The organism is Arthrobacter sp. UYEF21 (assembly GCF_040546085.1).
Lineage (GTDB): Bacteria > Actinomycetota > Actinomycetes > Actinomycetales > Micrococcaceae > Arthrobacter.
This window is the reverse complement of sequence record NZ_JBEPNF010000002.1, coordinates 110,977-122,381: the sequence shown is the minus strand read 5'-3', so window position 1 is coordinate 122,381 and position 11,405 is coordinate 110,977. Positions and strand designations below refer to the sequence as shown.

General features: G+C 62.6%; 11 protein-coding genes. 5 read left to right on the top strand and 6 right to left on the bottom strand.

The genetic code is table 11. The annotated features are described in order from the left end of the window. Nucleotides 1-98 precede the first annotated feature (98 nt). The 3 genes from ABIB27_RS03825 to ABIB27_RS03815 all read right to left on the bottom strand — a co-directional run bounded on the left by ABIB27_RS03825 (nt 99) and on the right by ABIB27_RS03815 (nt 4,494). Entirely contained in the window at nt 99-575 is a 477-nt protein-coding gene (locus tag ABIB27_RS03825) for a hypothetical protein (RefSeq protein WP_354253516.1), read from the bottom strand. Nucleotides 576-646: 71 nt separating this feature from the next. Beyond that, nucleotides 647-4,219: a MobF family relaxase gene (gene mobF / locus ABIB27_RS03820; RefSeq protein WP_354253515.1), complete on the bottom strand. Its 3,573-nt coding sequence runs from the start codon at nt 4,217-4,219 to the stop codon at nt 647-649. Next, complete coding sequence (locus ABIB27_RS03815; RefSeq protein WP_354253514.1) at nt 4,216-4,494, bottom strand: hypothetical protein; 279 nt, start codon at nt 4,492-4,494, stop codon at nt 4,216-4,218. The genes mobF and ABIB27_RS03815 overlap by 4 nt, the downstream gene beginning before the upstream one ends. Before the next feature lie 506 nt (nt 4,495-5,000). Here ABIB27_RS03815 and ABIB27_RS03810 point away from each other — a divergent pair. The 4 genes from ABIB27_RS03810 to ABIB27_RS03795 are packed head-to-tail and all read left to right on the top strand — an operon-like array spanning nt 5,001 to nt 8,140. Continuing rightward, nucleotides 5,001-5,489: a hypothetical protein gene (locus ABIB27_RS03810; RefSeq protein ID WP_354253513.1), complete on the top strand. Its 489-nt coding sequence runs from the start codon at nt 5,001-5,003 to the stop codon at nt 5,487-5,489. Next, nucleotides 5,486-6,514, top strand: coding sequence for a hypothetical protein (locus ABIB27_RS03805; RefSeq protein ID WP_354253512.1), 1,029 nt, complete (start codon nt 5,486-5,488; stop codon nt 6,512-6,514). The genes ABIB27_RS03810 and ABIB27_RS03805 overlap by 4 nt, the downstream gene beginning before the upstream one ends. Next, nucleotides 6,511-6,960: a hypothetical protein gene (locus ABIB27_RS03800; protein WP_354183301.1), complete on the top strand. Its 450-nt coding sequence runs from the start codon at nt 6,511-6,513 to the stop codon at nt 6,958-6,960. The genes ABIB27_RS03805 and ABIB27_RS03800 overlap by 4 nt, the downstream gene beginning before the upstream one ends. Continuing rightward, nucleotides 6,953-8,140: an alpha/beta hydrolase gene (locus ABIB27_RS03795; protein ID WP_354183300.1), complete on the top strand. Its 1,188-nt coding sequence runs from the start codon at nt 6,953-6,955 to the stop codon at nt 8,138-8,140. Before ABIB27_RS03800 ends, ABIB27_RS03795 begins: the two co-directional genes overlap by 8 nt. An 8-nt stretch (nt 8,141-8,148) precedes the next feature. Here the strand turns inward: ABIB27_RS03795 and ABIB27_RS03790 are convergent, their stop codons facing one another. Then, the gene (locus ABIB27_RS03790) at nt 8,149-9,177 is read right to left on the bottom strand and encodes a DUF4192 domain-containing protein (RefSeq protein WP_354183299.1); all 1,029 of its coding nucleotides are present in this window, start codon (nt 9,175-9,177) and stop codon (nt 8,149-8,151) included. A 270-nt stretch (nt 9,178-9,447) separates the two neighbouring features. Beyond that, on the bottom strand, nt 9,448-10,197 hold the full coding sequence (locus ABIB27_RS03785; protein WP_354253511.1) for an oxygenase MpaB family protein: 750 nt from the start codon (nt 10,195-10,197) through the stop codon (nt 9,448-9,450). 364 nt (nt 10,198-10,561) lie between these two features. Here ABIB27_RS03785 and ABIB27_RS03780 point away from each other — a divergent pair, with 364 nt between their 5' ends. Next, nucleotides 10,562-10,816 carry a hypothetical protein gene (locus ABIB27_RS03780; protein ID WP_354183298.1) on the top strand — a complete coding sequence of 85 codons (255 nt, stop codon included), beginning with the start codon at nt 10,562-10,564 and terminating at the stop codon, nt 10,814-10,816. A gap of 42 nt (nt 10,817-10,858) precedes the next feature. Here the strand turns inward: ABIB27_RS03780 and ABIB27_RS03775 are convergent, their stop codons facing one another. Further along, complete coding sequence (locus tag ABIB27_RS03775; protein WP_354253510.1) at nt 10,859-11,281, bottom strand: pyridoxamine 5'-phosphate oxidase family protein; 423 nt, start codon at nt 11,279-11,281, stop codon at nt 10,859-10,861. Between the last annotated feature and the right edge of the window lie 124 nt (nt 11,282-11,405).

The window sequence follows — 11,405 nt, the reverse complement described above, 5'->3', positions numbered from 1 at the left end:
TCCTGACCGCTGACAGAGGTCCCCAAATCGTTCAGATACTGCCAGTGGCGTATTCTCCTGCGTGTTCCCACGCCGCTCACGCGACACTCGGTTTGCCTTTATGCAGGTCGTCCAAGCGGTGCTGAAGCGAGGAAGTGCGTGGAGCGAATGTAATAGACCGGCGGCCACGGCGCACCAGGCCCGACTTGGGCGGGATCAGGTGAAATCAAGAGTAATGAGCCGGGCCAGATTGGTTCGTCGAGAGCTTCGAGCCAAGCGCACTGAACGTGATCGAAACGGTCCCATCTCATGGTGATCCACGAGCCTGTGGGTTCAAGGGCATCAACGCTCAGAACGGCGACCTCAGTAGTGGTCCTGTGTGACCGCTTCACGGCGTCGAGGTGATTCCACTTCTCGATTGCGGCTGCTGTCCAAGCACGAAGCCGCCGTACTCGGGCCAGCCAGATCGCGCCGACCACGGCGGCAAGCAGGAGCGGCACTACGGCCGCCAGCGTCAGGAGCAACGGTTTCTGCCCGTTGGCGGTCAGAGCGACGATAACGTAGATGGCACAAATGGAGACAGCCACGCTGCTCATAATCAGCGCAGGTGTCGCAAGCTTCGGCTTCAGGACTGGGTTCGCATACATCGATTGCCTTCTCGCCCAGTTTAGAGTTGCCAGCCGACATTGATAAGGCCGTCTTCCCAAACCACCGGGTCATTCGTCCACGTCGGCGCCTGCAGCGCACCGGCGGACGAGAGGGCGACTTGATCAATAAGCCGGTCGACACTTGCACGCTGCTCCAGTTGTTCCCGCGCATAGGCGTCCGGTACCGGACCCTGGGGAAGGGACGAATCATCGACACCCCATCTGTCCCTATAGATGGCTACGCGGCGGATGACATTCGTTGCATCCTCGGGAACGACGGTTGGCCCCAGCACCTCCATAACGTTCCGCTTCCATTCAGCGTCCTGCGCTATTGCAGATCTAGTGACGTGCTCCATCCTGAGCTGCATCCGTGTCTGTACCTGGTTGAACAGGTCGGTGAGGTCGGGGCGGGCAGTAGGGATCGGTTCGGCGATCGCATCGAGTCCGTCGGCCGGCATCCCCGACAAGAACTGCCGGAGGCGTGCATGGACGACGGCTGCCGGATCGCGCGCGCCAGCGTTCGTTTCCAGGGCGCCGAGCACGAGCCGCTGCGTACTCGAACGGCTGACTGCAACGGAGCGGCGCCAGGCGGCAACAGCCGCGCCCCAACATAGTGATTGCTGAAGTTCGGAGATCCTTCGGGGCGCTTGTGCGTCTAAGAATTTTGCCAGGTCTTCGGCAGCGGCGATTTGCGCGAGGTAGTCGTACTCAGCGCTGAGCCGCTCGAGGCTGTCCGCCTTCGACTGCTCGGTCTCGCGGACTTCGTGGGCAGCACGTTCGGCCCCCTCTGCGGCAAGGACCTCACCCAGGATCTGCCGCCACGATGATTGCATGGCTGGATCCATTGGCTCGTCGTCCAAGGGATCGTTCTCGCTGACATACGCGTGGTTTCCCGCGCGTCCCCGGGTCATGCTGACGTACAGCAGCTCGCGAGTGAGCCGGCCCTGCGTGACCACGGTGTGTCCGGTGTCCACGGTGATGCCCTGCGAACGGTGGGCCGTCGTCGCATATCCCAGCTCAACTGAGGCCTCAACATAGCCGCGATGCAGCGAGACTCTCGCACCGGTATCCCGGCGAACCGCCGTCAGTGAGCCGTCGCGCCTTCCGGTACGGACGACGTCGAGCATGGTTCCGTTCCGGATGTAGTCACCGTTGCTGTCGGTGATGTGGCGGTCATTGTGGCGGGCAATGACGGTATCGCCGGTACCGGCCCGCAATCCGTCACTGAGCGGTACCGTGTGTTCGGCGTCCACGGAACCTTGGATGACCCGGTCAGCCTGGGCGCGCTGGTTCAGCATGCTGACGGTGTTGTTATCGGCCGCGATGAGAATGGACGACTTGCCGTCGCGGATGTCCGCTTGCCAGCTTCGGTAGGCGTGGTCCACCATGTCGAGGTACGAGCCGTGTTGAATGCGGCGGTACCGCTCATAGTCACCTATGGCCGCAAAGTCCCCGGCGCGGAGCTTCAGCGATGCCTCTTGCTCCCAGGCCTGCTCGAACCGCCAAATCGTGCTCAGCCGCACAGTCTTGCCCTGCCGGTCCAGCCACCCGAGAACTCCGCCGGCGTCAATGGCGTCCAGCTGCCCGGGATCGCCCACCAAAAGCACCTTGGCACCGGCATCCCGAGCTTGCTGCACCAACGCCGACAACTGAAGGGTGGAGACCATGGAGGCCTCGTCGACGACGACCAACTGGTTCGGATGAAACCTCCACCTGTCCTGGTCGGCAGCCAGGCGGGCGGTCTTTTGTGCCAACCGGGTGGCCATCGGGCCGGTGCCCCTTGCGTGCATGCTGAGCCGCTGCTCGGCGTCGAGGAACTGCGCAGCCCTGTTGCCGGCTCCTTGCCCGACGGACTCGTACAGCCACTTGGCGACGTTCTCGGTGGCCATCGCCAGCTCACGTCCCAGGACCTCGGCACTGGCCGCCGCCGGGGCCAACCCGATCACACTGCCTGCCCCGAACTCCGCTTCCCAGGCAGCCTTGACCGCTCCGAGGGTGGTGGTCTTACCGGTTCCCGCGGGACCGACGACGGCGTCCAGACGGTTGCCGCTCAGCAGGACATGGGCCGCTGCCGCGCGCTGGTCGCTGTGCAGTTCGAGCCGGCCACGGTGTTTGTAGCTGGCGAGTGAGTCCATGGCGAGGGCCGCGCTCACGGCCGGGCTGCCGTCGTCGTTCCTTGCCGCCATGACGAGGCTCTCATTGGCGAGCGTCCCCGCGTCGGTGTAGAGACGGGAGCCATGGAAGTCGAAGATGCTGTGATTCGCGAAGCGGAGATCGAGCTGCGCATTGATGGGGACGGTGTAGCGGTACTCGTTCAGCGGTACGGATTGGCTCTCCGCTGCGGTGGCCACGGCCTCGATCATGGCGTTGCGGTCTGCCGGTGTGTGGCAGCGGATATCGGCGCACACGCGCTCGGCTTCCGCGAGAAGGTTCCACCGGTTCCACGTGGCGCGTTTGTCTGCGACGCGTCCGCGGGTCAGTGAGCCGACGGCGTCGATCCAGTTGGCTGTGAAGTCACCGGTGCGGAAGGGGGCTGTGCGGGAGCGTCGGATGGTGTTGGCGAGTACGTCGCGGGGTTCGAAGCCTTTGGCGGCCGCGCGCGTGCGCCACTGGGCGGAGAGCTGGTGGAGGGGGACGGCTGTTTCCGGTTTCGCGGTACGGGTGGAAAGTGTTGCCTGCTGGCGGAGCTTGATGGTGGTCGTGGCGGTTGGGGGAGTGCCGTGGCTTGCGGTCCATTCGGCGACGAGACGGTCAGTTTCCAGATCGATGAGGCGGGAGCGGTTGGAGAATTCGCGGATCAGCTCGTCGTCGACGCCGGTGAGTTGCTGGGTGGGGTTGTGGGTGTTGGCGGCGGGTTCGCGGATGTCTGTGTCGGTGCCGAGGTTCCGGTGGAGGGCGTCGAAGAGGAGGCCGTTGTAGTGCTCGCTGGCGGCGACCGCGGCCTTGTAGAGCGTTCGCGAGTCCATGGTGACCCACGCGCCGTCGGTGATGCGCTGGACACGGTTGGCGATGACCATATGGGTGTGCAGCTGCGGATCTCCGGCGCGGGACTCCCAATGGTCGAAGGCCGCGGCGATGGCGCCGCGGGTGCCGAGGTGGGCGACGCCGTTCCGCCCGGCCCGCGTGTGGATGACGTTTGCTTCGAGCCATTGCAGGGTGGCGTTCACGGCCTCGTGGTGGGTCCGGAGGATCTGGTCCTGGAGGCTCCGGGGACTCAGCGACCAGAGGACTGACACGGATTTGGGGACGCTGAATGTGAGGTCGAAGCCGACGACGGCGTGGCGGGTGGTTGCTTGTCCGTGGCTGTTTTGGACGACTGTGGGTTGGCCGTGCGGACGGCCTAGGGGAGCTCCGGTGCCTGGGTGGGTGGCGTGGTCGAAGATTGCTTTGGCGTCAGTTTCTGTGACTTTCTCTTCCGTGGTCCGGTCGATGCCTGGCAGGCCTTGGCCGATCCAGCGGCCCTGCGGTGTTCCGGCCTTCATGTAGTATGTGGTGGCGTCCGCGGGCGTGACCGTCAGATCGTCCATCATGGTGGTCTTGAACAAGTACTTCAGGCCGGACTGGGCGGAGAGCCTGGCGATGGACATGGTCATGGCTTTTGCCCGTCTTGGTTTCTGGCGGCCGTCCAGCCTCGGCGACGGAAAAGCGATTTCGTGGTGGTGTCGAGATCAACGCCGGTTGCCCGGGCGATGGCCAGGAGCCTGCCGGCAATGTGGATCAGGTCCTGGGCGTCAGCTTGCTGGATGGCTTTGAGGCGAGCGACATCTGTTCGGAGATTCTTGACGATGGTTTGCTGATCGGCGTTCTCGGCGGAGAGGCGGTCGATGTCCGTTGCTTGGGAACGGAGTTGGCTGCGAACGGAATCCATTGCCTGGTTGCCAGGGGGAGCCAGGGCAGGCGTGGCATTCGAGGCATCTGGGGGGTCTTGGAGTGCGACCTGGCAGTGGAGCGTTGGGCGTCCCGGCGAAGCATGGCGCCGCCGTCGACGATCACGCTGCCTGTTGGCGCAGCGCGTACAGCAGAACCGCTGCGACGCGCGCGTCGGGAGGAAACGTCCTCTACATTCCTCGCAAGTCTTCCCGCTCACGACCGTTCATCAGCACGGATGCAGCCGGCGACATGACTGGACGCGAGCCGGGGCTCACGGCGACGGCCTTGGATGCCAGAGGTGTGAGGCTTTTGGCTGGCGGTGCTATTCGGGGTTTGAGTCGTCGGGGAGGCGTGTCGGGGAGTCGATGGTTTGATCGGCTCTGGACATGTCCAGAGCATGAGCGTTCAATGGAAGTGAGGTGATTCTGGACGGCCCTGGAAAAGAGCCGTTGGACTGAGCGGCGACCAGGCGGCACACAGCGGTGGCCGCAGGATGGGGTTCCGATGGACGGCGCAGCTTCCGCCAAATATTCGCCGGCGCGATGCGCTGCGGAAGGTTTCCTCGCACTTAATCTGCCAAGCCATCTTTCGTTGGAACGGCTGATATCGATTGTTGAGAACCTAAGGCATCGGCGGATTGAGGTCGACGTTTCCGAGTCCCTGAACGGGGGATCGGTCTGCGGGTTGTGGCTGTCCACGGATAGCGCCGAGATAATCCTGCACGCGCCCACGCCGTCGGCACTACATCGCCAGCAGTTCATCCTTCACGAACTGGGCCATATGGTGCTCCGTCACGATGAGCTGGTGGTGTCATCACAATATGCGGAGACGTTGTTTCCGAACCTCTCCGGCGAGAAGGTGTCGCGGATCCTGGGGCGAAGTGACTTCCTGGACCATATCGAGGCCGCTGCCGAAACCTTGGCGGATCTCTTTGCCGCTGCCATCCGGGACAGCAGCCTTGAGCCGCGCTCGTTTGAACGGATCTTCGGATGATTCAGGACATTGCCGCAGCGGTCATTTGGTGTCTGGCGCTATGCCTCCTGCCGGATATTAAACGGCGCAAGGACCAGAGCATACTGGCGGCGGCCATTACCATCGCCACCGCACTCACGCTCAACGTCGATAGGATCTACATCGCGGGGGACCAGCTCCTCGGGAACCGCAATCTGCTGGACCTCGTTGCCAATATCTTCATGGTTATCGGTATCTACTTCCTGTCCCGTGCGATCCTGAGAGCCGCGGATGTCAGCGAGACAGTGGACATCCACAACAGGGTCGGGCAATCGGTTCTCGGGATTGTCGTTGTGGCCTTGATTGTCAGCTTCAGCCTGGTTGATGCTCCGCGGACTTCCACCTCCTTTATGAGGGATTATGGAAGCCAGTGGCCGGCTGCCGTATACTCTGGTGTTCAGTTCCTTTACATCGGCGCCGTGGTGGCCATCACCGGCTTTACCTGTTTCAGGTTCCGCGGTGAGATGGCGAAGCCGTACTTTCGCGTGGCTTTCGTGTTCATCGGCCTCGGATGCGCTCTAGCTGTGGTGTTGGTCCTTGCGGTGCTGGGGATGGACGTTCTTCATCTCATGGGTGAGCTTGAAGCAATGTCGCGTCTCTCCTACGTCTACGACGCAGCCGAAGTGGGCGCCATGGTTTTCCTCTGCGTGGGTCTAGCCTTGCCGCCGGTCGCGCGGCGGCTGGAGCGCAGGTCTGATGCCCGGGCCGCAGCTGTCCTCGTAGAGCAACTATCGGAGCCCTGGGACCGAATCACGTCGGAGCGATCCGAGCTCCGGCTAAACCTGACTCAAACGGCGATCGATCGCCGCGATGCACCCAAGCGCCGGCTGCATCGGATGTTGGTGGAGATCCAGGATGCACTGTTCGTGGACCCGCACCTTGCCCAACTGCTGAGTCAAAATGATTTGGATGTTCTCCGAAAAGCGGAGGAGTATCTCGGAGCCCGGTTGGCAGGACCGGAACACCGAGGGACAAGGTTGCCAGGGAACGGAGGCATGAATCCGTGAGCGACACTGACGGCGGGACATTCGAACAGCCGCAGGCGAAACTCGCGCGGAAGCTGAATCTCCTCCTGGACCTTTTTGAGGCCCAAGGATCATCGCCCCTCACGTATCCGCAGATAAGCAAACACATGTCAGACCGCGGAACGCCCTTGTCTCGCTCCCGGTGGGCCTACATGCGTGCCGGCGACAGCTCGATGGCGACGGACCCGCAGCTTTTGAAGAACCTCGCCGAATTCTTCGGCGTCGACCCCAGATACCTCTTGGACGACGACGGCGAGGTTCCCAACTTGGTGGATGCGCAGCTTCAGCTACTGCGCACGCTGCGGGAAACCCGCGTGAGAAACTTCGCTGCAAGACAGCTGCAGGGGATTTCTCCGGAGACATTACTGCGCCTACGCAAAGCCATCGATGAACGCCTGAAAGCTCCCGAGGACGACGCCGATGCGTAGGGCCGCTGCAGCTGTGGCCATAGGTTGTGGCATTGCCGGCGCTGCCGCCTTCCTCGTAGCGGCCTATTTTGCTCGGGAAGTTGTGGTGCCCAAGAGGCAGCGGAGGGAGGGTCTGGAAATCCGTCGTGTGGTCCACGGCGCCGACGAAACGCTGATGGTGGAGTTGCCGGCATCGGCGTGGACGACGGCTCCAGGCCGCTACAGCATCTGGTTTTCCAACGGCACAGGCCACGCCTGCATTGGAGAGATTGTGTCGACGGACGCCAGCGCCGGAACGGTAACCCGCCTAGTTGAACGGGTTGACTCCGGAGACCTGCAGACCGCCAAGACCGGCATTTGGAGCGGATACGTCTATCCGGCGCCGGAGCCGTTAGGGCTGCCCTACTCGGACGTTCAGATTCCAGTCGAGAACGGCATGGCGCCCGCCTGGAAGTTCACACCGACGCAGGCGTCCGGAGATTCTTCCACTTGGGCGATCCATATCCATGGCTTGGGCGGATCGAAAGCCGGCGCTCTCCGCGGCGTGCCCGTTGCGAACCGACTGGGATACACATCCCTGGTTGTTTCACTCCGGAACGACCGGGATGCCCCTGCGTCGACAGACGGCCGGTATCACCTGGGGCAGTCCGAATGGCGGGATGTTGAAGCTGCGGTGTCGTATGCCGTGGGGCAGGGTGCACGCCAGATAGTGCTTTTCGGCTGGTCCCTCGGTGCTTCGATTGCCCTTCAGCTGGCGGCATCATCGGAGTTTCGGGGGCACATTTCCGGGCTAGTGCTCAATGCACCTGTCATCGACTGGAGGAGCACTCTGGTGGCCAACGCCCGGTCGAGGATGCTTCCCGGTTGGGTTGCACGGCTTGGACTGCAGATGCTTGGGTCCTCCGGAATGCGCTGGACCACTGGCCTGGATGCTCCCTTGAGCTTTCATACCCTGGACTTTTTGGCCCGGGCGGACGAACTCAGGGTTCCAATCCTTGTCATCCACAATGAAGGGGACCAGTCGACACCCTTTGCCATTTCCCGCGAGTTCGTCACCCGGTGCCCAGAGCTGGCAACGCTGCTCACTTTTCCCTCCGCGGAGCACACGCAGGAGTGGAATTCCGACCCGGAGGGGTGGGACGCGGCGGTGGAGAACTGGCTCCGAAACGGGCCCGCCGTTGTCGGCGCCGTAACCCTATGACTGCGGACTTATGACGCTTCGAGTCCCCGATCCCGGTAGGCCGTGCCCTTATCCATGCTCCAGCCAGCGACCATGCCCGTTCCGATCATTTGGTCACTGAGCCTGGCCAGGCGATATTTTGGGTCGGCTTCGAGGGCGAGTTGCAGGAATTGGTGGGCTTTGCTGCCTCTGCCTTCCCACCAGTTGATGAAGGCGATGGCGGTCAAGGCCGGAGCCGAGTGTGTTGTGGCGCTGTGCGTGTAGGCGTGGACGAGCAGTTGCTCGGCCCATTCGATACGGGACCACTGCGGCTTGCCGTGCGTTTGGGCCAGGAGGATCCGGTCCATGGGTTCGTCGATTCCGGGGATGTCGGCCATGAGTTGGTCGCGGATGGCGGGGAACTGGAGGTTCGCGATCAGGCCGATGGTCTGCTCGTCTTCCGGGTATGTCTTCGCTTCGAGCATTTCTGTCCAGAGCGTCCTGGCTTGCTCCATCGCATCCCAGTGGCTCAGGCTTTGGATTGCGGCGACACGGCTCTCAACGGCATCCAGGGTCTGGGATTCTTTGGTCGATGCTGGCAGCGTGATGCGGTTGGTGGGTTCGATGGTGCTGCCGCGGTAGACGAATTCGGCGTTGATCTGGCTGGATTGGGTGGCACTCAAGGGGAGCCGGACGCCCTTCTCAGGATCGCCGTCGTACTGTGACACCGTCTGGTCTCCGACGAGGAGTCCTTCCCTGATGGTGAGTCCTCGCTCGGCTAGGGCGCCCGTGAGCGCAGCGATAGTTGCCGCGTGTGGCTTGTGGTCGCCATTCCTGGGCTCCGAGGTGTAGACGGCGAAGAGCACACCTTCGGCGCTGGTGTCGTGGCCGAGGTATCCGGCCACCATCTTTGCGTAGCTGATTTCGGTGCTTGGCTTCGGCAGGTCGACGCGGAGGGTTGCCCCTACGTGGTTGTCGGCGAGGGTGATGCAGACCAGGCTTTCTTGGGGCCAAAACCCCAAGGTGTGGCCAATGAAACTGAGGACGTCGGCGGGGGTTTTGATGGTGAGCGTTTCCATGTTCCTTCTCCTTCAGCGACTGGCCGACACCGGGCGTGTCTGTCAGATTTCGGCGTCGTTCTGATAGCGGAGTCACCGCTGGGTTTGAGGGGCCGGAGTGCAACTTGGGGGACCGGGAGCGGTCCGGAATTTCGCGAGGAAATAAGCGACGGAGGAGCGCCGAACGAAATTTTGGTTCGTGACCGGCGCGTAGCGCCCTGGTTGCGCGGAGGTCCCGCCCAGCGATGATGGGGGATCAGAATGACAAACAGCGATGATGCTTCTGGTCATTCATGGATGGGATGCGGCGTCGCGACATGACGCCATCGAGTTCTCTTGGTCTGTGCGGAAGCTAGGGCGTTTGTTGGGCGCCGGAGCGCGCTTCCAGCGTGCGATCGGCGCGTTCGACGACGGTGCGGTCGTGGGTGTCCAGGTGCCCGCCACTTGCGGGATTGGCCACTTCGCAGTCGCGGATTCCGACAAGGTGCTTGAGCCTGCGGAACCCGGGGTGAAGTGCGGCTGCCGTCTCAGCGGACGGCGGCGGTGGACGGCGTTGCGGATGGCCAGCCCGGATTTGAGGGCGGTCCGGGAAGCCCAGGTGGAACGGGAGAGGCCGAGCGCTTGGGTGAGGCGATCGTCGTCGAGCATGGTGCTGATGAGCTGTTTCGCGAGTGGGTGGAGCGGTGCCGGCAGGCGGCTCTGGAAAACCTGGACGGTGGCGTCCATCAGATGTTGGCCCTGTGGGGAGGGCGCGACGTGCGCTGCCTCGTAGCGGTCGAAGAAATTCGCGGCTTCGGCGTACGTTGCGGTCACGGTGGTGATATTCATCCGGGAGCCGAGCTCCGTGGAGAATCGCGAGGCGGCCGCGAGTTCTTTGGCCGTGGGTTGGCGCCATGCGTGCTGTTGAATCCATCGGATTTGGGACGACGAGCAGCGTGAGGAGGACGTAGAGGAAGTCGTCTTTGCTGCCGGGGACGTTGCGGTGCACGCGGTTGAGCAGTGCGACCATTTCCTTGCTTGTAGTGAGGTGGCTCGTGGCACAGGTTCGTGGACGGTGCACCAGCCTAGGTTCCCGGCGGGAACGTTAGTGTTCTTGCCTTCCTCCTGATCACCGGTGACGGATGGTCCGCGAGCATGGCCACAATTGGCGCCAGACGGCTCGGAGACGGATCCAACCGTGCCAAGCCCGCCAGAATGTGTTCGGCAGTCCTTGGTTCGCCATCGTTGAGCATTGCCATAAGTGCGCTCACGTAGTCAGGCGTGATCCCGTCGTCGTCACGGACTCGCTGCGCTAAGGCACGTTTCGCGCTACTGGCAACGTTGGTGTTGCCGTCCTGGCACATGGCCATCAGTGTGCCTTCGCCGCCCGGGCGCCGTGATAGGTAGTCGGCGGCATCACACCGAAATGTTTCATCGCCTAGCCGAATGGGATGCACTCGCGACCACCACGGCCCCGCGAAGCAAGGAGTTTCGCAGGATCGAAGAACAACTCGCCGATGAGAAAGCCAAAACCCGGCGGCTGCGCGACAAAGTCCGGCAGCTCGAAGGACAGCTCAGTTCTGCAGTGAGCGTCATGCTGGAGCTGCAGGCCGTGGTCGAGGAACAGAACACTTCCTCGACCGTCAGCGGCATCAGCAGAAGACAGCGCTTAAGGTCGTGAGAAACGCCAACGCTTACCGTCGGTGTTCCCTCGGATCGTGGGTTAGTACCGGTCTGGCTCGGGGCCCAGGTCGAAGTGTCGGCCATAGATCCTGGTGGGAGTAATTTCCACATAGGTGTACTTGCGGGTGCGGATCCAGGGCTTGAGCGGCAACTTGTTGGCTTCGTCGATTTCCGTTTGCGATTCCAGGACCCTTGCGGTTCCTTTGACGACGACGCTCCAGGCCTGATCGCTGGTGATCCCGTCCGCTTCGAAGGCGACCTTGTCGTTGATGGTCAGTTCGGCGAGCTTTGTGCCTGGGTTGGTGCGCATCAGCAGCACTCCGTCATGGGCGATAAAGTTGATTGGAAAAATGTCGGGTTCGTTTGCCACGCTGACGGCGAGCCGCCCGTGCTGGCAGTTTTCCAGCAATTTCCACGACTCGGGATCGGATGAGGCTGTACCGGGGCTTTCGTCGGATTCCATGCCACTAGTGTGCCCCATGTATGCCGGTAGCCATCAAGGGGGTAAAGGGAAAATGCGGCACATTATTGGGCCGCCCGAGTTCTCGGCGCCTCGGTGGGTGAAGACGATGAGTGCTTGGTTGTGA

What these genes read in the sequence shown, in the direction of transcription:
- ABIB27_RS03825 (WP_354253516.1), bottom strand. Translation starts at nt 575, where the DNA reads ATGAGCAGCGTGGCTGTCTCCATTTGTGCCATCTACGTTATCGTCGCT.
- mobF (WP_354253515.1), bottom strand. Translation starts at nt 4,219, where the DNA reads ATGACCATGTCCATCGCCAGGCTCTCCGCCCAGTCCGGCCTGAAGTAC.
- ABIB27_RS03815 (WP_354253514.1), bottom strand. Translation starts at nt 4,494, where the DNA reads ATGGATTCCGTTCGCAGCCAACTCCGTTCCCAAGCAACGGACATCGAC.
- ABIB27_RS03810 (WP_354253513.1), top strand. Translation starts at nt 5,001, where the DNA reads ATGGACGGCGCAGCTTCCGCCAAATATTCGCCGGCGCGATGCGCTGCG.
- ABIB27_RS03805 (WP_354253512.1), top strand. Translation starts at nt 5,486, where the DNA reads ATGATTCAGGACATTGCCGCAGCGGTCATTTGGTGTCTGGCGCTATGC.
- ABIB27_RS03795 (WP_354183300.1), top strand. Translation starts at nt 6,953, where the DNA reads ATGCGTAGGGCCGCTGCAGCTGTGGCCATAGGTTGTGGCATTGCCGGC.
- ABIB27_RS03790 (WP_354183299.1), bottom strand. Translation starts at nt 9,177, where the DNA reads ATGGAAACGCTCACCATCAAAACCCCCGCCGACGTCCTCAGTTTCATT.
- ABIB27_RS03780 (WP_354183298.1), top strand. Translation starts at nt 10,562, where the DNA reads ATGTTTCATCGCCTAGCCGAATGGGATGCACTCGCGACCACCACGGCC.
- ABIB27_RS03775 (WP_354253510.1), bottom strand. Translation starts at nt 11,281, where the DNA reads ATGGAATCCGACGAAAGCCCCGGTACAGCCTCATCCGATCCCGAGTCG.